Origin of the sequence: Rhodococcus qingshengii JCM 15477 (assembly GCF_023221595.1) — a bacterium.
Lineage (GTDB): Bacteria > Actinomycetota > Actinomycetes > Mycobacteriales > Mycobacteriaceae > Rhodococcus_F > Rhodococcus_F qingshengii.
Window position 1 is genome coordinate 5,245,452 of the sequence record NZ_CP096563.1, and the last position, 23,098, is coordinate 5,268,549.

Annotated in this window: 22 protein-coding genes; 8 read left to right on the plus strand and 14 right to left on the minus strand. The window is 62.4% G+C overall.

Translation table 11 applies throughout. The annotated features are described in order from the left end of the window. The first annotated feature begins 137 nt into the window (after positions 1 to 137). Positions 138 to 1,778: an ABC-F family ATP-binding cassette domain-containing protein gene (locus tag M0639_RS24030; RefSeq protein WP_058226218.1), complete on the plus strand. Its 1,641-nt coding sequence runs from the start codon at positions 138 to 140 to the stop codon at positions 1,776 to 1,778. Between the two features lie 68 nt (positions 1,779 to 1,846). Here M0639_RS24030 and M0639_RS24035 read toward each other — a convergent pair whose 3' ends face one another. The 6 genes from M0639_RS24035 to M0639_RS24060 form a co-directional block, all read right to left on the minus strand. After that, on the minus strand, positions 1,847 to 2,335 hold the full coding sequence (locus M0639_RS24035; protein ID WP_030535188.1) for a nuclear transport factor 2 family protein: 489 nt from the start codon (positions 2,333 to 2,335) through the stop codon (positions 1,847 to 1,849). Between the two features lie 26 nt (positions 2,336 to 2,361). Next, a complete protein-coding gene (locus M0639_RS24040) occupies positions 2,362 to 3,675 on the minus strand; it encodes an MFS transporter (RefSeq protein ID WP_007731424.1) in 1,314 nt (437 codons plus the stop codon). A 76-nt stretch (positions 3,676 to 3,751) separates the two neighbouring features. Next, positions 3,752 to 5,209, minus strand: coding sequence for an FAD-dependent oxidoreductase (locus M0639_RS24045; RefSeq protein WP_050654819.1), 1,458 nt, complete (start codon positions 5,207 to 5,209; stop codon positions 3,752 to 3,754). Beyond that, positions 5,206 to 5,988: an SDR family NAD(P)-dependent oxidoreductase gene (locus M0639_RS24050; RefSeq protein ID WP_064073463.1), complete on the minus strand. Its 783-nt coding sequence runs from the start codon at positions 5,986 to 5,988 to the stop codon at positions 5,206 to 5,208. Before M0639_RS24050 ends, M0639_RS24045 begins: the two co-directional genes overlap by 4 nt. Then, positions 5,981 to 6,817, minus strand: a complete 837-nt coding sequence (locus M0639_RS24055; protein WP_064073464.1) for an SDR family NAD(P)-dependent oxidoreductase — start codon at positions 6,815 to 6,817, stop codon at positions 5,981 to 5,983. The genes M0639_RS24050 and M0639_RS24055 overlap by 8 nt, the downstream gene beginning before the upstream one ends. A 49-nt stretch (positions 6,818 to 6,866) precedes the next feature. Continuing rightward, the gene (locus tag M0639_RS24060) at positions 6,867 to 7,316 is read right to left on the minus strand and encodes a nuclear transport factor 2 family protein (RefSeq protein ID WP_007731417.1); all 450 of its coding nucleotides are present in this window, start codon (positions 7,314 to 7,316) and stop codon (positions 6,867 to 6,869) included. 138 nt (positions 7,317 to 7,454) lie between these two features. On the opposite strand from M0639_RS24060, the gene M0639_RS24065 reads away from it, so the two are divergent. The 6 genes from M0639_RS24065 (at position 7,455) to M0639_RS24090 (ending at position 12,924) form a co-directional block, all read left to right on the plus strand. After that, entirely contained in the window at positions 7,455 to 8,177 is a 723-nt protein-coding gene (locus tag M0639_RS24065; protein WP_003939719.1) for an IclR family transcriptional regulator, read from the plus strand. Positions 8,178 to 8,291: 114 nt separating this feature from the next. Further along, positions 8,292 to 9,257 (plus strand): pirin family protein, encoded by a 966-nt coding sequence (locus tag M0639_RS24070; protein ID WP_007731415.1) that lies wholly within the window; start codon positions 8,292 to 8,294, stop codon positions 9,255 to 9,257. A 1-nt stretch (position 9,258) separates the two neighbouring features. Further along, positions 9,259 to 10,005, plus strand: coding sequence for a pirin family protein (locus tag M0639_RS24075; RefSeq protein ID WP_003939960.1), 747 nt, complete (start codon positions 9,259 to 9,261; stop codon positions 10,003 to 10,005). Positions 10,006 to 10,120: 115 nt separating this feature from the next. After that, complete coding sequence (locus M0639_RS24080; protein ID WP_003940511.1) at positions 10,121 to 10,903, plus strand: pirin family protein; 783 nt, start codon at positions 10,121 to 10,123, stop codon at positions 10,901 to 10,903. A gap of 44 nt (positions 10,904 to 10,947) precedes the next feature. After that, complete coding sequence (locus tag M0639_RS24085; RefSeq protein WP_064073465.1) at positions 10,948 to 11,874, plus strand: PaaI family thioesterase; 927 nt, start codon at positions 10,948 to 10,950, stop codon at positions 11,872 to 11,874. Between the two features lie 66 nt (positions 11,875 to 11,940). Next, positions 11,941 to 12,924: an intradiol ring-cleavage dioxygenase gene (locus M0639_RS24090; RefSeq protein ID WP_064073466.1), complete on the plus strand. Its 984-nt coding sequence runs from the start codon at positions 11,941 to 11,943 to the stop codon at positions 12,922 to 12,924. 13 nt (positions 12,925 to 12,937) lie between these two features. On the opposite strand, the gene M0639_RS24095 is transcribed toward M0639_RS24090, so the two are convergent. From M0639_RS24095 to M0639_RS24105, 3 genes are read right to left on the minus strand one after another with little or no spacing between them, the layout of a single operon-like run. After that, positions 12,938 to 15,298 carry an ATP-binding cassette domain-containing protein gene (locus M0639_RS24095; protein ID WP_064073467.1) on the minus strand — a complete coding sequence of 787 codons (2,361 nt, stop codon included), beginning with the start codon at positions 15,296 to 15,298 and terminating at the stop codon, positions 12,938 to 12,940. Positions 15,299 to 15,350: 52 nt separating this feature from the next. After that, entirely contained in the window at positions 15,351 to 15,761 is a 411-nt protein-coding gene (locus tag M0639_RS24100; protein WP_054800782.1) for a VOC family protein, read from the minus strand. A 5-nt stretch (positions 15,762 to 15,766) separates the two neighbouring features. Then, positions 15,767 to 16,216: a helix-turn-helix transcriptional regulator gene (locus M0639_RS24105; RefSeq protein ID WP_030535180.1), complete on the minus strand. Its 450-nt coding sequence runs from the start codon at positions 16,214 to 16,216 to the stop codon at positions 15,767 to 15,769. A 112-nt stretch (positions 16,217 to 16,328) separates the two neighbouring features. Here M0639_RS24105 and M0639_RS24110 point away from each other — a divergent pair, with 112 nt between their 5' ends. Then, on the plus strand, positions 16,329 to 18,287 hold the full coding sequence (locus tag M0639_RS24110) for a M13 family metallopeptidase (RefSeq protein ID WP_007731407.1): 1,959 nt from the start codon (positions 16,329 to 16,331) through the stop codon (positions 18,285 to 18,287). Between the two features lie 67 nt (positions 18,288 to 18,354). On the opposite strand, the gene M0639_RS24115 is transcribed toward M0639_RS24110, so the two are convergent. From M0639_RS24115 to M0639_RS24135, 5 genes are read right to left on the minus strand one after another with little or no spacing between them, the layout of a single operon-like run. Then, on the minus strand, positions 18,355 to 18,681 hold the full coding sequence (locus M0639_RS24115) for a YnfA family protein (RefSeq protein WP_003940244.1): 327 nt from the start codon (positions 18,679 to 18,681) through the stop codon (positions 18,355 to 18,357). A gap of 16 nt (positions 18,682 to 18,697) precedes the next feature. Further along, positions 18,698 to 19,783: an ABC transporter ATP-binding protein gene (locus tag M0639_RS24120; protein ID WP_054187729.1), complete on the minus strand. Its 1,086-nt coding sequence runs from the start codon at positions 19,781 to 19,783 to the stop codon at positions 18,698 to 18,700. Between the two features lie 15 nt (positions 19,784 to 19,798). Beyond that, positions 19,799 to 21,130, minus strand: coding sequence for an ABC transporter substrate-binding protein (locus M0639_RS24125; RefSeq protein ID WP_064073469.1), 1,332 nt, complete (start codon positions 21,128 to 21,130; stop codon positions 19,799 to 19,801). A gap of 37 nt (positions 21,131 to 21,167) precedes the next feature. Next, positions 21,168 to 22,070, minus strand: coding sequence for a carbohydrate ABC transporter permease (locus M0639_RS24130; RefSeq protein ID WP_003939837.1), 903 nt, complete (start codon positions 22,068 to 22,070; stop codon positions 21,168 to 21,170). Then, positions 22,067 to 23,041, minus strand: coding sequence for a carbohydrate ABC transporter permease (locus tag M0639_RS24135; protein ID WP_003940557.1), 975 nt, complete (start codon positions 23,039 to 23,041; stop codon positions 22,067 to 22,069). The genes M0639_RS24130 and M0639_RS24135 overlap by 4 nt, the downstream gene beginning before the upstream one ends. Positions 23,042 to 23,098 lie beyond the last annotated feature (57 nt).

A 23,098-nucleotide genomic window follows, 5' to 3' on the forward strand; every position in this document is an offset into this window, starting at 1 on the left:
CATCTCCGGATAAAACCGGGCATGACGGCCACCGGCAGACGCCTCGGGGCGCTGCCGTCGTGGCCATGTTGTCGTTCACTTACCCGACTCTTCGCGGAGCAGCGTTGCCGCGCCCGCACAACACCTGAGGTCTATTCATGTCCGATACCTACATCGTTTGCTCGAATCTGTCTTTTGCCTGGCCGGACGACACTCCGGTCTTCGACGAATTGTCATTCACCGTGCCCGGCGGCCGAACCGGGCTGGTGGCCCAGAACGGCGTCGGGAAAAGCACTCTGCTCAGATTGATCGCCGGCCAGTTGCGGCCGCGCGCCGGCAGTGTGTCCGTCGACGGCGTTCTCGGATACCTTCCGCAGGACCTGCCACTGACGGGCGATCTGACCATTGCCGAGGTCTTGGGCATCGCCCCGATTCTTGACGCGCTGGACGCTGTCGAATCCGGGGACACACGAGAAGAACACTTCACGACAATCGGGTCCGACTGGGATATAGAGGAACGAACGCGAGCCCAACTCGGTCGACTCGGTTTGGGCGACATGACGTTCGATCGTCGCCTCGACACTCTGAGCGGCGGGCAGGTCGTCTCGCTCGGACTGGCGGCGCAACTCCTGCGACGCCCCGATGTCCTTCTCCTCGACGAACCCACCAACAACCTCGACCTGGACGCGCGCCGCAGGCTTTACGACGTTCTCGACGACTGGAGTGGTTGTCTGTTGGTGGTCAGTCACGATCGAGGCCTACTCGACCGCATGGACCGCATCGCCGAACTTCACAGCGGCGAGATCAGCTTCTACGGTGGCAATTTCACCGACTACGAAGCCGCGGCACGCTCGGCTCGCGAAGTGGCGGAGAAGAACATCCGCAACGCCGAGCAAGAGGTCAAGCGCGAGAAGCGCGAACTGCAGCAGGCCCGAGAACGTGCTTCGCGACGCGCAAGTAACGCTGCCCGCAATCTCGGGAACGCGGGCTTGCCCAAGATCTTTGCGGGGACCATGAAGCGCAATGCTCAGGAGTCGGCCGGCAAGGCCAACGAGACACACCTCGCCCGGGTCGACGCGGCGAAGGAACGACTCGACAAAGCGGGCCGCGCTCTTCGAGACGACCAGACGATTTCACTCGAATTGCCTGGCACACATGTACCCGCCGGCCGGACGGTGTTCCTCGGTGAGCGAATGCAATTCGCGTTCGGTGATCATGCGATCTTCGCCGACTCCGGAATCGACCTGGCCATTCGAGGACCGGAGCGTATCGCGTTGACCGGGCCGAACGGCGTCGGAAAGTCGACGTTGCTACGCATCGTCAACGGGGATGTGGCGCCGACTTCCGGTGAGATCACGCGAGCCGACGGTCGAGTGGCATACCTGTCGCAGAGGCTCGACCTACTCGACCCCGCACGCACCGTCGCAGAGAACTTTGCCTTGTCTGCTCCAGGCCTACCGGCACCGGAACGCATGAACATCCTGGCGCGCTTCCTCTTTCGGGGTGCGGGTGCTCATCTTCCCGTCGCTGCACTCTCGGGCGGTGAACGACTGCGGGCTACATTGGCGTGCGTTCTCTTCGCCGATCCGGCCCCGCAGCTGCTTCTTCTCGACGAGCCGACCAACAACCTCGACTTGGTGAGCGTTGCTCAACTCGAAAGTGCCCTGAATGCATATCAGGGGGCGTTCGTGGTGGTCAGCCACGACGAGAGATTCCTGGCCGAGGTCAAGGTCGAACGCTGGCTCAGGCTCTCGGACGGCCGTTTGACCGAGGTCGCCGCACCAGGCGCAGTGGGCTGACACGAGAAGTGAACAGGCGAAAGGCCTTCACACACGATGTGTGTGAAGGCCTTCGTCTGCACTACTGGTCAAGGCGTCCTGGTGTACACCGGATCGTCGAAGGATCGACGTTGCGTCACCCAGTCCGTGGACAGGATGTTCTCGATCACGTCTTCACGGGATTCGTCGAACACGACAATCCGATCGGCGATTCGCCATTCACCGTGGCGCCTTTCGAACCTGTCGACGTAACGGCATTTGATCGTCGCAAGCGTCTGCACCGTATCCGTACCGGAACGCTCTTGCCGCAGAAAGCACAAACAGTACGACTCGCACTGAGCGACATCGCCGTTGACGTCGATCAGTATGTTGGAAATGCAGTGAATCGACGAGTCGATCGTCTTGTGTCTGAGCTTCATGTCTTCGATCAGCCCGTCGACGGTTCCGATGTAACCACCGTGGTTGTCTATCGCGTCGTCGAAGTAGCAGAGGGCCACGCTGTCGAAATCCTTCCGATCGACGGCCCGAGCGTAGCGATACAGAACTTCGGTGATTTCTTGCTTGTCAGCGAGGGACACGGTCAGGCTCCTGTTCTACCCGATGATCAATCAACCTGCAGTTCAACACCCTTGGTCTCCTTGATGAAGAAGACCGTGACGAGGGTGATCACCGCACAGAAGACGAAGTATCCAGCCGGAGCGAGAGAGTTACCGGTCAAGCTGATGAGATAGGTGGCGATGAAAGGCGCGGTGCCACCGAGGAACATGTTGGTGACGTTGTTACCCAATGCCAGACCGCTGTACCGCACAGATGCTTTCAGCATTTCGACATAGGTCACGTACGAAGCACCGTTGACAACGGAAACGCAGATGAAGAGCACTGACTGACCGACAACCGCCTGCCAGATGCCAGAACCGGCCATCATCATGAACATCGGGATTCCGAGAACCACTGCGGCGGCACTACCGGCGAACAGCACCGGCCGACGCCCGTACTTGTCTGCCATGTATCCCGAGATCGGCAACGTGATGACGCCGAGAACCAGTGCAAGAGAGGTGGAAAGGAAAGCAACGCGCGACGAATGACCGCCGGTGGTCTGCAGGTACGTCGCGGCATACACCGAGGCGATGTAGTAACCGCCGGTGATGAGTGCGCCCAGCAGGATGATCTTGACGACGCTGCCACCGGAGGTGCTGAGCAACTCACGGATGGGAAGCTTCTTGGTCTCACCCTTGTCCTGCAGTTCTTCGAACTGAGGAGTGTCTTCCATCTGGCTGCGGATCCAGATACCGATGCCACCGATCAGCAGGCTGAGCAGGAACGGGATACGCCAAGCCCATTCGAGGATCTGCTCTTGCGAGAACACCGACGTCAGGCCGAGGGCCATGAGCGAAGCTGCCAGCGAACCCAGGTAGGTGCCGGTATTGACCATCGAGGTCTGCGTCGCACGCCACCGTTTGGGAGCGGACTCGGAGACGAACGCGTTGGCGCCGCCGAGTTCACCGCCGGCCGCGAAGCCCTGCAGGCAACGAGCCAGAACCAGGATGGACGTCGCCCACACACCCAACGTGGCGTAAGTCGGCAGCAGGCCCATTCCGGCTGTCGCGAGAACCATCAGGAGGATGGTCCAGGACAGCGCGTTCTTGCGGCCGTACTTGTCGCCGATGTGGCCGAAGAAGATGCCGCCGGGCACGCGTAGGAAGAAGGCCACGGCGAATGCTGCAAAGGTACCGAGCAGTGCTGCGTTCGGGTCATGGGAAACGAAGAACAGCGCGGCGATCGTCGTGGCCATGTATCCGTAGATACCGAAGTCGTAGTACTCGACGACGGTACCGACGATGGCCGCGCGAATTACCTTCGTCGTCGACTGTCGTTCGGTTGCCACGCTGCTGCCCTCGGTGGATTCGGCTCTCGCCATGGTCTCATTCTCTGACATGTTGTTCCCTGCCTGGATTGGATACTGACTGGATTCGGTGCCGCGCAGACGTCGGACGTCAGGAGTGCGCGATGGAATGGACCGGTGCGCTCTCAGCGCTGGTCCTGGTGTAATTCGCCGCATTACGTCCCGCTACGCGGCCCATGGTCAAAGCGTTGGCAACCGCATTGCCGCCGCCCACGTATCTCAGTCCGAGGATTCCGGCGCCGGCCTCACCTGCGGCGTACAGACCCTCGATAGGTACTCCGGTGCTGCCGAGCACGGCGGCATCGGTGTTGATCTCCATTCCCGCATGCGTACAGACGAGCTCTGCCGGAAGGATTTTCGCGGCATAGAACGGAGCTGTCGCAATAGGATCCGGATTGCCGACGGCACCCTTGTTCCGCAACGTGCGATGGCGGAGGAAGTCGTCGTCGTGACCGCTGGGCAGTTGGTCGTTCCATCGACGCAGGGTTTGCGCCAACGTCGCAACCGGAACACCCGTAGCCACTGCGAGGTCTTCGATCGTGTCCGCACGAATCGTGCCACCGGCGGCAACTTCTTCCTCGATGCGTTCGGGATTCCAATCCGCATATCCTGGAGCCAGATTCACGCGAGCGTTCTCGTCGAAGATCATCCAACCGTATCCACCCTGATGGTCGATGATGCCGGTCGAGACCGCGTACGAGCTGTCCTCGTCCATGAAACGACGGCCGTCCTGGTTGACGTAGATCCGCGACTTCGGCGGAAAGCCGGCCTGCCAGTGGTGGAATCGCTGGAAGTAGACGGTGGGCAGCATCAGACCCCAGCCGTCGCCCGCCAGGGAAGCACCGAGGTCTTCGGCAAAACGAAGATGGTCTCCGCGGCTCCCCTCGGCTGCGACGACGAACAAGGCCTCTCCGGCCTTGTTCGCGTCCGGGAAGTGGCGTTCCACCAAACCCGGATCTTGCGCGAATCCACCGGAGGCAACAACGACGGCGCCCGCAGGCACCTCGATGTCGTCGGCGACAACGCCGACAACCCGACCGTCTTCCTCGATCAGCTTCTGCACCCGTGTTCCGAAGATGACCTCGATCCCGTGCTTACGACGAGCCTTGTCCAGCACCTGAATCAGTCCGTATCCCTGGTCCTTGGGCACGTGGCCGCGCCAGACGTCCTCGACGCCGGCTTGGGCGAGTCCCGGCTGGTGAGCGTTACCCGAGATCGTCGCGGGAATCTCGACGCCGAGTCCGATGAGCCATTCCAGTGTCGGACCGGCGTTTTCGCAGAACGCACGAATCAATCCGGGTGAGAGCATCCACTGGTTGAGGTCCATGTAGTGCTGGAAGAACTTCTCTGCCGAGTCGTCGACGCCGAGGCCGGCCTGCACGCTCGTTCCGGCGGCCGTGAAGATGCCGGCCGACAGCGCGGTGGATCCACCGAGTTCGGTTTCGGATTCGAACAGCAGAACGGATGCGCCTTCTTCAGCTGCCGACACCGCAGCGGCGAGACCTGCTCCGCCGCCACCGATGACAACGACGTCCCAGTGTTCGGTCATGAAAGTTCTCCAGTCTCCGCGATGATGCGGTGGTAAAGACCGTTCGACACCAACCCGCCGTCGACAGTGAGTTCCGTACCGGTGGTGTAGGTGGAACTGTTCGAGAGCAGGAACAGCACTGCTTCGGTGATCTCGTCGAGAGTTCCCATGCGTCCGAAGGGAACCGACTTCAGTGACGCGGCGACGAAGTCGTTCGCGCCGCCGAGCAGCGCCGTACCGACCAGTCCCGGGTGCACCGAGTTGACGCGAATCCCCCACTGCGCGAAGTTGCCTGCGGCCGACTTCGACAGACCGGTCAGACCCCACTTGCTCGACGAGTAAGCCGGAGAGAAGTATCCGATCTGACCGGCGATGGACGAGATGTTGACGATCGATCCGCCACCACTCTCGCGCATCAGCGGCGCCACCGCCTTCATACCGTAGAACGGGCCGAAGAGGTTGATCTTCATGGTCAGCTCCCAGATGTCGTTCGGGGTGTCCATGAATTCGAGCCGACGCGAGATACCGGCATTGTTGACCAGTCCGCCGAGTTCCCCACGGGTGGTGCGAATTTCGTCGACAACCCGGTCCCAGGCCTCGGCATCGGTGACGTCGAGAATATGAGCGGATGCCGATCCGCCTGCGGCGACGATGTCGTCGACCACGCCGGATGAATCCGAAACATCGGCAATGCAGACATGCGAACCGCGCGCGGCGAGAGTGCGCGCGTGATGCGCTCCCATCCCGGCAGCACCGCCGGTAACGAGAACGACGCCGGGATATGTCGTGGACTCAGACATGCCGCGAACCACCGTCCACCGCAATGCTGTGCCCGGTGACGTAACGCGCGCTGTCCGAGAGCAGGAACAGCAGCGGGCCGAAGACCTCTTCGGGCGAGCCCAGACGATGCAGCGGTACCGCGTCGAGTGCGTTCGCGAGCGCGATCGGATCTTCCTGGACCCACTTCGTCATCGCCGTGTCGATGTAGCCGGGTGCAATGGAGTTGACCCGAATACCCTTGTCGCCGAACTCCACTGCGAGAGACTCCGTGAGGTGCGCAACGGCAGCTTTCGACGTGCAGTATGCGCCCCTCCCCTTCCGCACACGCAGCGCAGACACCGAAGACATGTTGACGATGGCGCCGCCGGGACCGAGGTGACGTGCCGCCGCCTGCGCACCGTAGAGCACTCCTTCGACATTGACACTCAGCGTTGCGCCGATCTGCTCCGGGGTGATCTCCTCGGCCAGCGCAAACGGGAAGATACCCGCATTGTTGATCCAGAAATCGACCCGGCCGAACTCCTTCAACGCCAACTGTGCAAGCAATTCATGCTCGTCGGGCTTGGTGACGTCGACCCGACCTCCGACGACGCGACCCGGCTTGTCCGCCAGTGCATTCGATTCGAGGTCCGTGTTGATTCGTGCGGCCGTGGCGAGCATCTGCTCTTCGTTGATGTCGGCGCCGACGACATGTACGCCGCGCGTTGCCAGTCCTTCGGCGAACGTCGCACCCATACCCTGAGCCGCGCCGGTCACCACTGCGACCTTGCCTGCCAACTCCGGGTACACCGCCGACATCTGCGTCACAACGGTACGGCCCGGGTTCGTCTGGTCAGAGCTTTCGGTCATGATGTACTTCTCCTACTGAATATTGTTGTGCAAGAAACATTTCGGCACTTCAAGCTTGTTCGGACGCTCGGGGCGCGTCGTCGCGGGAAACGGTGCGGCGGGCGATCTTCCACTCCTCACCGACCCGAACCACGTGATCTGTGACAGTTGTCATCCGCACCAGTCGCGAGTCTCCGCCGCGAGCGGTGGCAACGATCTGCAGGTACCCGTGCACTGTGAGAGCACTCTCGTCCACCGCCTCGACGACGAGATTGGTCAGAACGTGGCGATGCACCTCGTCGGCAGCTTCCGCCGCCGCGAAGAAGCGAGCAGCAAAAGCCGCAAGGTCGTCGAAACCGACCACGGGTTCCGGATAACTGGGGGAATGAAACTCACCGCCATCGGTGAATGTCTGCGCCCAATCCTGCTGGCGCCCAGAGTCTATGCAATGACTCTGGTGGCCGTACAGCTGGTGGATTGCGGCAACGTCCTCCGTTGCCACGACGCTGTAGTTGCTCATGAAGGTTCTCTCCGAACACGCTGCGCTGCATCCACCCGAAGGTTGTGCAGCTTCGTAAAGTGTGCGATAATCGCACACACTGTGCGATATGTTCAAAGCGTAGGTGGCATACCTCACAAACGTCAAGAAAGGGATTTGATGTCAGAGCTGAGCGAGGAACACCGACCGCGCAAAAGTGCAGTTCAAGTGGACTCCAGCATGTCGAAAACGCTGCACCACGGACTCGAGATCCTGGAACTCCTGACGTCCTATCCGCACGGCTTGTCGGTCACCGACATCGCCGACGGAGTGGGAGTCCACCGAACCGTCGCACATCGGTTGATCCGCACGCTCGAGGCTCATCACCTGTGCCGCAAGGACTCCTTCAAGCGCGTCACTCTCGGCGCCGGCCTGGTCACCCTCGCCGAACCGGTGGAACAGGATTTGCGCACTCTCGCTCGCCCGATACTTCAAGAACTTGCCGAGGCCACCGAGGCGACAGCGCACCTGGTGGTCCGCGAGAGCGATACCGAAGTGCGCGCGCTGATGGTGGTCGAACCGCGCAGCGCCAAGGTTCACGTCGCGTTTCATCCAGGGCAGGTCGATCCGATCGACCGCGGCTCCGCCGGGCTCTCCATCCTTGCCTCACTCCCGCCGACGAGCGGGGAACGAGAGGAAGTGACGGCGGCACGCGCACGCGGCTACGCAGTGACCGTCGGCGAGGTCATCCCGTCGGTCCTGGGAATCTCGGCGGTGATCCCCGGCCGACGCCGCGACGCCATCTCCAGCCTCGGAATCTCCGTGTTCGACTCCGAGGACCAAGCAGCGCTGGGCGCCGAGGTCATGGCAGCGGCAAAAACCCTCGGCAGCATGTTGCGCTGATCCGAACACCAGTCGAGCCCCGGGAATACCCGGGGCTCGACTTTGTTGACTCCGAATGAGATAGTTGAACAATCAACTACCTGACATCAGCTTCACGGATACAAGGAGTACGACATGCCTGCTGTGACAGTCGAGAACATCTTGGCCCTGCCCCGTCTCGACGAGCCGGCAGAGTCAGCAGTCGACCGCCCCGTCAAGAGCATCACCACCGCACCGGTCGGATACGAAGGTGAAGGCTTTCCCGTTCACCGCGCCTTCGCCGGCATCGACCTCTCCGCCCTCGATCCCTTCATCCACATGGACCAGATGGGCGAGGTCAACTACGCACCCGGAGAACCCAAGGGCACACCGTGGCACCCGCACCGCGGCTTCGAAACCGTGACCTACATGATCGACGGCATCATGGAGCACCAGGACTCCAACGGTGGCGGTGGCATTATCGGCGGCGGCGACACCCAGTGGATGACCGCGGGTGGCGGCATCCTCCACATCGAAACTCCGCCGGAGCACCTCGTCCTCAGCGGCGGCCTTTTCCACGGCGTCCAACTGTGGGTCAACCTGCCTCGCGACAACAAGATGGCATCTCCGCGGTACCAGGACATCACCGGTAACAAGGTGGCCCTGCTTTCCTCGCCGGACGGCGGAGCCTTGGTACGCGTCATCGCCGGAGACATCGCCGGCCACGCCGGACCTGGTTCGACGTACACACCGATCGCGCTCTCCCACACGACTGTGGCCCCGGGTGCGAGCCTGACGCTTCCGTGGAACCCCGAGTTCAACGCGATCGTCTACGTGCTCGCCGGCGAAGGCACGGTCGGGGCAGAGCGTCGGCCCATTCGTGTCGGACAGACAGCTGTCTTCGGACGCGGTGACTCCATCACCGTCGCCGCCTCCGATCGCCAGGATTCACGGACCGAATCTCTCGAGGTATTCATCCTCGGCGGCAAACCGATTCGTGAGCCCATCGCGATGGCCGGGCCGTTCGTCATGAACACCAAGTCCGAGGTCATGCAGGCCTTCGAGGACTTCCAGGCCGGACGCCTGGGATCCATCCCGGCGGCACACGAGACGCTGAGCTGACATGTCGTCGGTAGTCGTCCAGCGAGCTGACGAACGCGCGCATCTCAACTACGGCTGGCTCACGGCGCGTCACAGTTTCCCCTTCGCCGGAAACTTCGATCACGCCGCGTACGCGCATGGACTTCTGTTGGTGAACAACGACGACATCATCGAAGCCGACTACGGTTTCGACACTCATCAGCACCGCGACACCGAGATCGTGACGTGGGTGCTCAGCGGATCTCTGGTTCACCAGGATTCCGCTGGGCACTCCGGGGTCATCCATCGCGGACTCGCGCAGAGAATGAGCGCCGGTACCGGAATCCTGCACTCCGAGCGCAACGATCGCTTCCGGGCCGACGGCTCGCGTGTCACCGAGCCCGTTCACCTCGTCCAGATGTGGATACCCCCGGACGAATCCGGAGTGACTCCGAGCTATCAGGAACTCGACATCAACTCCGAACTCGACGGCGGTGGCCTGATCACCCTGGCGTCGGGGATGCCCGCGCATCGCGATCACAGCGCGATCAGCTTGCACAACAAACATGCGGCACTGCATGTTGCTCGCCTCGAGACCGGTGGGTCGGTATCTCTCCCGGATGCGCCGTACGTGCACGGCTTCATCGCCGGTGGCACTGTCGACGTCGAGGGAGTCGGATTGCTCGGTCCGGGAGATTCGTTGCGACTCAAGGATACTGGCGGTCAACGAGTCGAGGGAATCGGCGATGCGGAGATACTCGTGTGGGAGATGCACGCGTCGACGAACTGACGACACCACCGAGTACGCCCAATGTTCGGACTACACAGCAGGTTCGTCGTAGGGTGGATGCCGGTAGTGGCGGATCCCGATTGTGGTGGATCCCGGTGGTACAGAAGGAGGAGCCATGGCATCTGGTCGAGCACAGGCCCCACGGACGACACCGCACATCGATGTGCACCGCTCCGGCGATCGCTTGAAATCCCGCGTCTCCTGGCTGGATTCGAAACATTCGTTCTCGTTCGGACAGCACTACGATCCGGACAACACTCATCACGGATTGCTGCTCGTCAACAACGACGACACCGTACTGGCGGGAACCGGTTTCGACACCCATCCGCACAAGGACATGGAAATCGTGACCTGGGTGCTTCGCGGTTCGCTCGTGCACCAGGATTCCATCGGCCACACCGGCGTCATCTATCCGGGACTCGCCCAGCGCATGAGCGCCGGTACCGGAATCATGCACAGTGAGAAGAACGATTCGTGGCGTATCGGCGGCGAACAGCATTCCGACCCCGTGCATTTCATCCAGATGTGGGTGGTACCGGACGAAGGTGGACTGACCCCCGGTTACGAACAGCTCGAGATCGACGACGAGTTGCTGCGCGGCGGTCTGATCCCGGTTGCCTCCGGGATGGAGCGCTACAAGGATCATTCGGCGATTCGCATCAACAACAAGAACGCCGCCATGCATGTCGCACGCATTCTGCCGGGCACCTCCGTGAATCTTCCGGGCGCACGGTTCCTGCACGTCTTCGTCGCGCAGGGCACTGCCGAGATGGAGGGCGTCGGCACACTGTACGAAGGCGATGCTGTCCGGTTGAGCGATTCGGGTGGCCAGCAGCTGACCTCCGACGCCGGGGCCGAAGTCCTCGTCTGGGAGATGCATTCACGTATCGGTGGTTGAGACCCGGTCTCGGCAGGACTCGGCGCGCTGGAGATACTCGACAGATGAGCATCGACAACTCCGCCGCGCCCGTCAAGAAGCTTGACCCACTCAACACATTGATGGGTGTGCGCGCCGTTTCGGTCGAGCCCGGGGACCTGGCCTTCGCGCAGGCCGTCGGCGAGCGATTCCACGATCACCGTGGCAAGACCGTGCTCGGTTCCATCGGAGTCATGATCGACGGTGCCATGGGTGGCGCGGTGTACTCGGGACTGACCTCGGGCCATCAGTCCGTGCTCGCGCAGGTCACGGTCAGTGCGGGCGCCGACATCCCCGACATCGCGGACGTCGGTGCCACCGGAACACTCGTGCATCTCGACGACGGCGTCGGACTCGCATCCGGGCAACTTCGCGACGAGAACGGCACCCTTCTGGCAGTGATGGCCGGTCGCGCCATGGTGGTCTCGCGTCCCCCCGTCGTGGGAATCGACGACTACGTAGAGGGCGAGCCGCTGCCCGTCCCGACGCCGGAGAAGACAAGCAACCTGAGCGGGTTGTCCGGGTCCGACGTCGTCGAAGGAATCCGCGACGGCAAACTCGAACGCGGTCCACTCGCCGGTCTCCTCGATCTTGCTGTCGTCGACGTGACCCCGGGTTCCGTCGTCGGTGAGTTCGCAACCGTGGCCTGGATGGCCAACCCGTTGGGCGCCGTTCAGGGCGGTGTCCTCATCTCGGCAGTCGACGCCATCACTGGCCTGTCTGCCCAGACCCTGACCCGCGTCGACCAGGACTATCGCGTCCTCGACCACAAGATCGACTTCCTGCGCTCACCCGACATCGGCGGGCCGGTCTTGCGCGCCGAGGCCTCCGTGATTCGTGCCGGGCGCAGGCTCGCGCTGATCGAAACTCGCATCGTCGACGCCGGCGGACAGGTCTATGTGCGGGCCACTTCGAGCATTCAGATGCTCTCCCAGCAAGTTCACAGCGGATAACCAGTTCCGCACCAGGTCGCCCGTCCACCATTGAGACAACAGCCCACACAATGGAGGTACAGCGGCGTGAACAAAGACATCGAAGCGAGCAGGCTGCGCGTGAGCCGTCGGCGGGCTCTCGCCCTCGGCGGAACCATCAGTCTCGGCGGGCTCATCGCAGCGTGCTCCGGCAACAGTGGCACCGCCACGACGACTTCGGCTGCGGCTGCGTCGACGACAACCACTTCCGGCACTTCCGCCGCGGCCACGTCCGGCGACGCTGTCACCGCACTTCTGGCCAAAGCACCGCAGTGTGTCATGAGCAAGGAAGAGACGCAGGGTCCCTACTGGTTCGACGTCGACTCCATTCGCGGCGACATCCGCGAGGACCGTCCGGGCACCACGCTGCAGGTTGCGATGCGCGTGCAGGACAACAGCCAGTGCAACGTCGACGGCAGCATCGGCGCGGTCAGTAACGCCGTCGTCGAGATCTGGCACTGCGACGCCGGCGGCGTGTACTCCGGCTTCGAATCCGGTTCGCTGAGCGCCAACGGCGGCGGCGGTGGCGGAACTCCCCCGGCCGGCGGGATGGGTGAACCTCCGTCAGGTGCACCCGGAGGCGGAATGGGCGAACCACCGTCAGGCGCCACCGGCGGAATGGGCGGCGGCATGGGAGGGTCCGGTGAGACCTCCGACGGTTCGTACAGCGTCGGCGACACCGAAGCCACCACCACCGACGACGGCACCTACCTGCGCGGCGCCCAGACCACGGATGCAAACGGCATCGCGCAGTTCACCACGATCTTTCCCGGCTGGTACATGGGCCGCACCACCCACATCCACGTCAAGGTTCACATCGACAAGAAAACGGTCCTCACGTCGCAGACCTTCTTCGACGAGACCCTTCTCGACGAGGTGTACTCGCAGTCCCCGTACAGCGAGCACACCGGTCGTGAGAACAACACGAACAACGCCAGTGACGGCATCTACGACGACACCGGCCTCATGACCGTCGAAAAGCAGTCGGACGGGTCCTACCTCGCCGTCATCAACCTGGGTATCGACGCCTGAGGTAGGAGCCCGGTCAGCTGCCGACGTATGCCGCGAGGTGCTTTCCGGTGAGGGTGGAGCCGTCGGCGACCAGTTCCTCGGGAGTGCCCTCGAAGACGATCCGACCGCCGTCGTGACCGGCACCAGGGCCGAGGTCGATGATCCAGTCTGCGTGTGCCATCACCGCTTGGTGGTGCTCGATCACGATGACTGACTTACCGGAATCGACGAGTCGATCGAGCAGGCCGAGCAACTGCTCGACGTCGGCCAGGTGCAGTCCGGTGGTCGGCTCGTCGAGGACGTACACGCCGCCCTTCTCGCCCAGGTGGGTTGCCAGCTTGATGCGCTGACGCTCACCGCCCGACAGCGTCGTCAACGGCTGGCCGATCGTGAGGTATCCGAGCCCCACGTCGACCAGTCGGACGAGGATCTTGTGCGCAGCGAGGGTCTTGGCCTCACCGTCGCCGAAGAACTCCTCGGCCTCGGCCACCGACATCGTGAGAACCTCGTTGATGTCCTTGCCACCGAATTTGTATTCGAGTACCTCGGCTTGGAAGCGCTTGCCCTCGCACTCCTCGCAGAGAGTGGCAACGCCGGCCATCATCGCCAGGTCGCTGTAGATGACGCCGTTGCCGTTGCACGTCGGGCAGGCGCCCTCGGAGTTGGCACTGAACAGCGCCGGCTTCACGCCGTTGGCCTTGGCGAATGCCTTGCGAATCGGGTCGAGCAGCCCCGTGTACGTCGCCGGGTTGCTCCGACGCGAGCCGCGGATCGCGCTCTGATCGACCGACACCACGTCTTCGCGTTTCGCGAGCGAGCCGTGGATCAGCGAACTCTTGCCCGACCCTGCCACACCGGTCACCACGACCAGTACGCCGAGCGGTACGTCGACGTCTACATCTTGGAGGTTGTGTGAGTTCGCTCCACGAATCTCGATTGCTCCGGTGGACTCCCGCACGGTCTCTTTGATTGCGGCCCGGTCGTCGAAGTGACGGCCGGTGACGGTGTCGCTGGCACGCAAACCGTCGACGGTGCCCTCGAAGCAGACGTTTCCGCCGGCGCTACCCGCACCCGGACCGAGGTCGACGATGTGGTCGGCGATCACGATCGTCTCCGGCTTGTGCTCGACCACGAGCACGGTGTTGCCCTTGTCCCGCAGGCGCAGCAGTAGGTCGTTCATCCTCGCGATGTCGTGCGGATGCAGGCCGGTGGTGGGCTCGTCGAAAACATACGTGATGTCGGTGAGCGAGGAACCCAGGTGACGAATCATCTTGGTGCGCTGAGCTTCACCGCCGGAGAGGGTTCCCGACGGCCGATCGAGACTGAGGTAGCCGAGTCCGATCTCCACGAACGAGTCGAGAGTTTCACCGAGCGTCGTGAGCAACGGCGCGACCGAAGGCTCCTTCAGTCCGCTGACCCATTCCGCGAGATCGCTGATCTGCATCGAGCAGGCGTCGGCGATGTTGACGCCCTTGATCTTCGACGACCGCGCCCCCTCGCTCAGTCGCGTCCCGTCGCATTCGGGGCAGGTGGTGAACGTGATCGCCCGCTCGACGAACGCCCGGATGTGGGGCTGCATCGCGTCGACGTCCTTGGCCAGGAACGACTTCTGAATCTGCGGAATCAGACCCGTGTACGTCAGGTTGATGCCTTCGACCTTGATCTTGGTCGGCTCTTTGTAGAGCAGATCGTTCAGTTCCTTCTTGGTGTACTTCTTGATCGGCTTGTCGGGATCGAAGAAACCGCAGCCGCGGTAGATCCGGCCGTACCAACCCTCCATGCTGTAGCCGGGGACCGTGATCGCACTCTCGTTGAGCGACTTGGTGTCGTCGTACAACGCGGTCAGATCGAAATCGTTGACCGCCCCTCGTCCCTCACACCGCGGACACATGCCGCCGGTGATCTTGAAGCTGCGACGCTCTTTCGTCTGACGTCCGCCGCGTTCCATCGTGACCGCGCCTGCTCCGGAGATCGAGGCCACGTTGAACGAAAACGCCTGAGGCGAACCGATGTGAGGCTTTCCGAGACGGCTGAACAGAATGCGGAGCATCGCGTTGGCGTCGGTGGCGGTTCCGACGGTCGAGCGCGGGTCGACTCCCATCCGCTGCTGATCGACGATGATCACGGTGGTCAGGCCGTCGAGAACATCGACGTCCGGCCGCGCGAGCGTCGGCATGAATCCTTGAACGAAAGCGCTGTAGGTCTCGTTGATCATCCGCTGCGATTCCGCGGCGATCGTACTGAACACCAGCGAACTCTTCCCCGAACCGGAGACGCCGGTGAATACCGTCAGCCTCCGCTTCGGGATCTCGACACTGATGTCTTCGAGGTTGTTCACCCGCGCGCCTTGCACGCGGATCAAATCGTGGCTGTCTGCGGTGTGCAAGGCAGTCATCGTGTCTCCATCTGTCAGTCGATCGCCGACGGTCTCAGCGCAGTTGACGGGCTCAGCGCAGTTCTTGAATACGGATCAGGTTTCCCGCTGGGTCCCGGACGGCGCAATCGCGAACGCCGTACGGCTGCTCGGTCGGTTCCTGGACGACGTCGATGTCGCCGGCCTGAAGCCGCTCGAACGTGTCGTCCAGATCTTTGGTGGCCAGGAGAAGTCCGCCGTAGGTGCCCTTGGCCATCATCTCGATGATGGTGCGGCGCTCCTCGTCGGTGATTCCGGGATCGACGGCCGGCGGATGCAGCACGATGGAGGTGCCGGGCTGGCCGGGCGGCCCCACCGTGATCCAACGCATCCCGTCGTAGCCGACGTCGTTGCGAACCTCGAAGCCGAGCGTGTCGCGATAGAAGTTCAGGGCGGCTTCAGGGTCGTCCTGCGGAAGGAAACTCGAGTGAATGGTGATGTTCATGGCGATCACGTTAATTGCGGCTGCGCGGTCTGCGCTTCTCGATTCCTGATCGGTCTGGTGACTTGTTTGGACACGCAGGACGGCATTCCTGCTGTCGACTGCTCGGCCTCGCGCCGATAGACACTGGGCGGAACCCCCACCAATTCGGTGAACTTGCTGCTGAAAGTGCCGAGAGAGCTGCAACCGACCTCGAAGCAGACGTCCGTGACACTGAGGTCTCCGCGCCGCAGTAACGCCATCGCTCGCTCGATTCGCCTGGTCATCAGGTAGGCGTACGGCGGTTCTCCGTATGCCTGACGGAATTGGCGACTGAGATGCCCCGCAGACATGTTCACTCCCCGCGCGAGCGCCTCCACGTCCAGAGGCCGCGCGTACTCCCGGTCGATACGGTCTCGCACACGTCGTAGTCGCGCGAGGTCCTGCAGGTGCGGATCTGCGGCAGGTCTGCTGGTCACGTATTCGATCGTGCCATGCCATACCGACGTTGCCCAGCACAAGAGATGAACTCGGCGTGGAGCGATCGCGCACACACCGAGCAGTTCGTCATGATCGTGTAAGGATGGAGAAATGACCACGGCTCATCGCTCAGGCATCGACCTCACCCACCTCGACGGCGACACACGGGCGCAGGACGATCTGTTCGTCCACGTCAACGGAAAATGGCTCGCCGAATACGAGATTCCGGCAGACCGCGCAGTCGACGGGGCCTTCCGGACGCTCTACGACAAGGCCGAAGAAGACGTACAGACCATCATCACTGAAGCCGCGGAGTCCAACTCGGCCGCCGGTACCGATGCACAGCGCATCGGCGACCTGTACTCGAGCTTCATGGACGCCGACGCCGTGGAGGCCGCAGGCCTCGGCCCCATCGACGACGAGCTCGACGCCGTCGCCGATGCGCCGGACCGGTCGTCGCTGGCCACCGTGATCGGACGCCACCAGCGCGTCGGCGTCGGCGGTGCCATCTCGCATTACGTCGACACCGATGCCAAGAACTCCGAGCGGTACCTGATCCACTTCAGCCAGTCGGGAATCAGCCTCCCCGACGAGTCGTACTACCGCGAGGACAACTACGCGGAGATCCGCGAGAAGTACGTCGCGCACATCGACAAGATGTTCACCCTGGCCGGCGTCGGGTACGACGCCCAGCGTGTGTTCGAACTCGAGAAGAAGATCGCGGCCGGGCACTGGGACGTCGTCAAGCGTCGTGACGCAGATTTGAGTTACAACCTGGTGGGCTTCGAGGAACTGACCGAGCAGAACCCCGGTTTGGACTGGGCGGCCTGGCTGTCCGGTCTCGGCGCCGATTCGGAGAAGTTCGCCGAGATCGTGGTCCGCCAGCCCGAATTCCTGCACACCTTCACCGCACTCTGGGCGTCGGAGTCACTGGACGACTGGAAGGCATGGGCGGCGTGGAAGGTGCTTCATGCCCGCTCCCCTTACCTGCATTCGGCCCTGGTCGACGAGACTTTCGCTTTCTACGGCACCACACTGTCCGGGACCGAAGAGAACCGTGAGCGCTGGAAGCGCGGGGTAAGCCTGGTCCAGGATCTGCTCGGCGAGGCCGTCGGCAAGCTCTACGTCGATCGACACTTCCCCGCAGAGGCGAAGACCCGCATGCTGGAACTGGTCGCAAACCTGCAGGAGGCGTACCGCCGCAACATCTCCGACCTCGAGTGGATGAGCCCGCAGACTCGTGAGGCTGCATTGGCCAAGCTCGAGAAGTTCACCCCGAAGATCGGTTACCCCGACAAGTGGCGCGACTACGCCGGACTCGAGATCTCGGCAACCGACCTGGTGGGCAACTACCGTCGCGGATACGCCGCCGAGTACGACCGTGACCTGGCCAAGCTGGGCGGCCCCGTCGACCGTGACGAGTGGTTCATGACGCCGCAGACCGTCAACGCCTACTACAACCCGGGCATGAACGAAATCGTGTTCCCCGCAGCCATTCTCCAGCCGCCGTTCTTCGACGCGGCAGCCGACGACGCTGCCAACTACGGCGGCATCGGCGCCGTCATCGGCCACGAGATCGGTCACGGATTCGACGATCAGGGCGCCAAGTACGACGGCGACGGCAACATGGTCGACTGGTGGACCGACGAGGACCGCAGCGAATTCGGCAAGCGCACAAAGGCTCTCATCGAGCAGTACAACGAGTTCGAGCCCAAGGAACTGCCGGGCCACCACGTCAACGGCGAGTTCACGATCGGCGAGAACATCGGCGACCTCGGCGGGCTGTCGATCGCGATCGCGGCGTACAAGATCGCGACCGAAGGTACCGAACCTCCGGTCATCGACGGACTCACCGGCTTGCAGCGCGTGTTCTTCGGGTGGGCGCAGGTATGGCGCACGAAGGCCCGTGAGGCCGAAGCGCTTCGCCGTCTGGCCGTCGACCCGCACTCGCCGCCGGAGTTCCGGTGCAACGGCGTCGTCCGCAACCTCGACACGTTCCACGAGGAGTTCGACGTCAAGCCCGGTGACGCACTGTATTTGGAGCCGGAGAAGCGTGTGAAGATCTGGTAGCAGGGGCAAGCCCCTGTGCGCGCTTAGGGACCCCCTGGACTCCCTGAGCGCGCACGGGGCCGAAGGCCTACCGGGCGTACATGATCACCCCGACGCCGACCAGACAGATCAGCGCACCGGCGATGTCGAAACGATCCGGGCGGAATCCGTCCATCACCACCGCCCACAGCAGTGAACCTGCGACGAAGATCCCGCCGTACGCGGCGAGGATGCGCCCGAAGTTCGCATCGGGTTGCATGGTGGCGACCAGACCGTAGAGGCCGAGCGAGATGACGCCGAGCCCCACCCAGATCCATCCCTTGTGCTCGCGAATTCCCTGCCACACCAACCACGCGCCCCCGATTTCGAGCAGCGCGGCGAGTACGAACAGCAACAGCGAACGTGCGACGGTCATGCCGCACACAGTATCGCTACAGACGTACTCCGGTCTCCGCGGAAAAGAAGTACACCTCGCCGGCCTTGGGCAGCAGATGAAGCGACTCCCCCGGTGCCACCGACATCTTCCGGTCGACGCGAATGACGATTCGACCGGATCGGCTCTGCCACTGCGAATCCGGGGCACCCTTTGCATAGACGAACGATTCGGCTCCCAACTCTTCGAGCAGATCGGCATCCACGGCCAGCGAGCCCTTTCGCCACGCTCCCACCAGATCCCACGATTCCGGGCGCACTCCCACGACGACCCGCTCCCGCTCGGACGCCCCGGTGGGCAGCGGAATCCGCAGATCACCGAGCACTGCGACGGTTCCCTCGACCGGCGCTTCGATCAGGTTCATGCCGGGCGATCCGATGAAGGCGGCCACAAAGGTGTTGACGGGGTTGTCGTAGAGTTCGCGCGGCTTCGCCACCTGCTGCAAGCGACCGTCCAGCATCACCGCCACTCGGTCCCCCATCGTCATCGCTTCGACCTGATCGTGGGTGACGTAGACCGTCGTGGTGCCGAGTCGACGCTGTAGGGCGGCGATCTGCGACCGTGTGCTGACGCGCAGTTTGGCGTCCAGATTACTGAGTGGTTCGTCCATGCAGAACACCTTGGGATGGCGAACGATGGCTCTACCCATGGCAACTCGCTGACGTTGCCCGCCCGACAGCTTTGCCGGTTTCCGTCCGAGCAAGGGTTCGAGTTCGAGCATCCGCGCGGCCTCGAGTACCCGTTCCCGTCGCTCGGCCTTTCCCACTCCCGCGTTCTGGAGCGCAAAACCCATGTTCTGCTCGACGGTCATGTTCGGGTACAGCGCGTAACTCTGAAACACCATGGCGACGTCACGTGCTCGCGGAGCGAGGTGCGTGACGTCCGTGCCGCCGATCTCGATCCGGCCGTCCGACGCGGACTCGAGACCGGCGAGCATTCGCAGGCTGGTGGACTTACCGCAACCGGAAGGTCCTACGAGTACCAGGAACTCACCGTCGGCGATGTCGAGGTCGAGACGGTCGACTGCCGGTCGATCGGTTCCTTCGTAGCGGTGCGTGACTCCCGCGAATTGCACGTTGGCCATGAGTGTTCTCTCCTACTACTTCGGCAGCTTGGGGGTGATCTGCCGGTCGATGATCTGCTGCAACTGCGTGGCAACGCCGGCGAATGTCGATGCGACGTCGGCCTTCTGGAGAGCGATCTGCTCGAGTCCGGTGCCGATGATCTGATCCCCACCCGGGACGAACACGCGTGCGTAGTCCTGCGAGCGCGTACGCGAGAGCTGATCCACAGCGGTACGGGAGTTGGGGTTCGCGTCGAGGAACGCCTTCATGCTCGGCTCCGAGGTTGCCGACTTGCGGACCGGCATGTAGCCGACGTTCTGCGAGAAGTACGCCGTGTTCTCACCATTGGTGATGAAGTCGATGAACTTGAGCGCGTTCTTCTTACGCTGATCGGAGATCTTGGACGGGATGGCAAGCCCGGCACCGCCGGTGGGGCAACCGGGAGTTCCGTCCACTGCCGGGAGGAAAGCGGTGCCGAAGTCGAAGTTGGCAGTCTTCTTGATGCCGGACAGATCGCCCGTCGACGCGATGGTCGACGCCAGAATGCCGGTACCGAATTCGTTCGCGATGTCAGTGGAGACCGCGGCGTACTTCTTGTCGTGAATCATGCTGGAGAGGAACTGCCCTGCGGCAATGGTCTTCTCGTTGTCGAGCTGCAGATTCCACTGGTCGGAGTACGAGCCGCCGAACGTCCAGATTGGGCCTTCGTAGGTCCAGCCGAGGTAATCCTTCGCGTTGCCCCACCCGTGTGCCAACTTGCCGTTGCCCACGACCTTCTGCAGCTCGGGTCCCCACTCGTCGAACTCCTGCCATGTCGCCGGCCCACGGTCGGGAAGACCTGCCTGCGACCAGACCGCCTTGTTGTAGTAGAACAACGGCGTCGACCGCGCGTAGGGAAGCGCATAGTGCTTGCCCTGGAACAGGTAGTCGGCGAGCAGTGAATCGACGTAGTCGGCCGAGTCGACCCCCACCTCGGAGAAGAGTCCGTCGAGCGGCTCGATTGCCCCGGCCAGTGCATAGTTGAACCACCAGACATCCGACAGCACAACCACATCGGGCACATCTCCACCGGAGAGGGCAGCGTTGAACTTCTGTGCCACCTCTTCGTAGTTCTTGCCGCCGTCCACCAAGTTGACCTTCAGGTCCGGGTACTTGGTCTGGAAGCGGTTGATCAGTTCCTTCTCCACGTCGGTGGACTTACCCGGATGGTTCGACCAGAAGGTGATGGTGTTGGAATCACCCGACGCACCGGATGTTCCCGCAGCATCAGCGCTCGACCCGCCGGATCCCGCGCACGCGGTCAGTGCGGCGCCGGCGGCGATTGCACCGCCGAGGCTAAAGAATCCGCGCCTGTTCATGTTTGCCATTACTGCTCCTCGAGAAAGAAATGTGACGGGAAAGCTGTCAGCCCTTGACCGCACCGGAGGTGAGGCCCTTGATCATGTGTCTTTGCAGCAGAAGGAAAATCACCAGGATCGGTAGCATCGTCAGCACCGTTCCTGCCATGACCGGACCCCAGTTGGTAAGTCCGTCGTTGTTCTGCAGTTGGGTCAATCCGATCGGCAGCGGTGCTACCGAGGAATCGTCGGACATGAGGAACGGCCACAGGTACTCGTTCCATTCGTTGACCACCGTGATGATGCCGAACGCCACCATCGTGGGTCCGGAAACGGGGAGCACCACGCGCCAGAGCAACCGCCAGTGGCCGGCTCCGTCCATCCGCGCCGCCTCGACGATCTCCGAAGGGATCGAGAGGAAGTGGTTGCGCATGAGGAACGTACCGAAGGCTACACCCGCGAGCGGAACTATGATGCCCTGGAACGTGTTACGCCAGCCCCACTCTGCCACGAGCGCGTAATTCGAGATCACGGTGATCTGGTTCGGAACCATCAATGCGGCGATGATTCCGAGAAAGACGAAGTTCTTCCCCGGGAAGCGCAGGAAAACAAGCCCATAGGCGCTGAGAGTCCCCAGAACGAACTTCGCCGCCGACAGAATCGTCGTGATCACTATCGAGTTCCGCAAGAACATCCAGAACGGGACCGATGTGGTTGCTTCCGAATAGTTTTCGGGATGCAGCGACGACGGCCACCACGTTGCCGGCTGCGTGTAGATCTCCGGGCGCTCCTTGAACGAGGTCATCACGATCCAGTAGAGCGGCAGGACGATGATGACCAACGCGATCACCATTGCCGCATAGCCGAGGATCTTCACACCGACCTCACGCCGGTCCACGTTCTTGCGGTCCGGCCCCGGCCTAACGACGGAAGTCGGAGCAGCGCTTTTCTTTTCCTCTACCGCTGTCATTTCTCTTCTCCCCGATCCATGGCACGAACCTGGTAGACGGTGATGATCAGCAGGATCAGGAACATGATGGTGGCAACCGTCGCACCGTAGCCCGCCCGGAAGTTTCGGAACGTCTCGTTGTACACCTGGTAGACCATCGTTGTCGTCCCTGTACCCAGCGGACCACCTCGGGTCATGACGTTGATGATGTCGAAGACCTGGAGCGAGTTGAGCATGACGGTGATGGAGAGGAAGAACGTCGTCGGGCGCAACTGAGGTAGGAGAACCCGGCGGAACTTGGTCCACGGCTTGGCGCCGTCGATTTCGGCAGCTTCGTTCAGCTCCTGCCGAACTCCTTGCAGTGCAGCGAGATAGATGACAAACGTGTACCCGAGGTTCTTCCACATGTATGTCACCGTCACCATGAACAGCGCCCAGTGGGGATCCTGATAGAAGTCGGGCGATTGGAGTCCGACACGGTGCAGGAGATCCTGGATCAGGCCGAAGTTGGGGTCGAAGACGAACTGAAACGCGACACCGATCGCTGCACCGGAGATCACGAACGGCGCGAAGATGGCCGACCGGACCAGGTTTCGCCCGACGAGCTTGCGATCGAGCAGCATGGCCAACGCCAAACCGATGACCATCGAACCCACCACTGTGACCAATGTGAATACCACTGTGTTGGTGACGATCTGCCAGGTGTCGCTTCGTCCGAACCACTCGCGGTAATTGCTCAGCCCGATGAACGTCGCCTTCGGGTCCGCAATGTTCCAGTCGAAGAACGAAAGTCGGATGTTGTCCACCAGCGGGCGATAGGTGAACAAGATCAGCAACGCGAGATTGGGACCTACCAAGAGCGCGAACAGCGCGTAATCACGCCATGGTCTGCCCCACAGACCTGGCTTGCCTGATGTGGGCAGCGTTCTTTCCGGACTCGATCTCACTGAGGCAGTCTGACCGCCCGCAACGAATGAATGGTGAACGTACAAGACACTCGAGCTGAACGCGACACGAAAAAGGCCCTGCGCGAATACTTCTCGCGCAGG

Bases quoted from the DNA above. Each gene is read 5' to 3' on its own strand.
- M0639_RS24030 (WP_058226218.1), top strand. From the start codon at position 138: ATGTCCGATACCTACATCGTTTGCTCGAATCTGTCTTTTGCCTGGCCG.
- M0639_RS24040 (WP_007731424.1), bottom strand. From the start codon at position 3,675: ATGGCGAGAGCCGAATCCACCGAGGGCAGCAGCGTGGCAACCGAACGA.
- M0639_RS24045 (WP_050654819.1), bottom strand. From the start codon at position 5,209: ATGACCGAACACTGGGACGTCGTTGTCATCGGTGGCGGCGGAGCAGGT.
- M0639_RS24050 (WP_064073463.1), bottom strand. From the start codon at position 5,988: ATGTCTGAGTCCACGACATATCCCGGCGTCGTTCTCGTTACCGGCGGT.
- M0639_RS24055 (WP_064073464.1), bottom strand. From the start codon at position 6,817: ATGACCGAAAGCTCTGACCAGACGAACCCGGGCCGTACCGTTGTGACG.
- M0639_RS24060 (WP_007731417.1), bottom strand. From the start codon at position 7,316: ATGAGCAACTACAGCGTCGTGGCAACGGAGGACGTTGCCGCAATCCAC.
- M0639_RS24065 (WP_003939719.1), top strand. From the start codon at position 7,455: ATGTCAGAGCTGAGCGAGGAACACCGACCGCGCAAAAGTGCAGTTCAA.
- M0639_RS24070 (WP_007731415.1), top strand. From the start codon at position 8,292: ATGCCTGCTGTGACAGTCGAGAACATCTTGGCCCTGCCCCGTCTCGAC.
- M0639_RS24075 (WP_003939960.1), top strand. From the start codon at position 9,259: ATGTCGTCGGTAGTCGTCCAGCGAGCTGACGAACGCGCGCATCTCAAC.
- M0639_RS24080 (WP_003940511.1), top strand. From the start codon at position 10,121: ATGGCATCTGGTCGAGCACAGGCCCCACGGACGACACCGCACATCGAT.
- M0639_RS24085 (WP_064073465.1), top strand. From the start codon at position 10,948: ATGAGCATCGACAACTCCGCCGCGCCCGTCAAGAAGCTTGACCCACTC.
- M0639_RS24095 (WP_064073467.1), bottom strand. From the start codon at position 15,298: ATGACTGCCTTGCACACCGCAGACAGCCACGATTTGATCCGCGTGCAA.
- M0639_RS24100 (WP_054800782.1), bottom strand. From the start codon at position 15,761: ATGAACATCACCATTCACTCGAGTTTCCTTCCGCAGGACGACCCTGAA.
- M0639_RS24110 (WP_007731407.1), top strand. From the start codon at position 16,329: ATGACCACGGCTCATCGCTCAGGCATCGACCTCACCCACCTCGACGGC.
- M0639_RS24115 (WP_003940244.1), bottom strand. From the start codon at position 18,681: ATGACCGTCGCACGTTCGCTGTTGCTGTTCGTACTCGCCGCGCTGCTC.
- M0639_RS24120 (WP_054187729.1), bottom strand. From the start codon at position 19,783: ATGGCCAACGTGCAATTCGCGGGAGTCACGCACCGCTACGAAGGAACC.
- M0639_RS24125 (WP_064073469.1), bottom strand. From the start codon at position 21,130: ATGGCAAACATGAACAGGCGCGGATTCTTTAGCCTCGGCGGTGCAATC.
- M0639_RS24130 (WP_003939837.1), bottom strand. From the start codon at position 22,070: ATGACAGCGGTAGAGGAAAAGAAAAGCGCTGCTCCGACTTCCGTCGTT.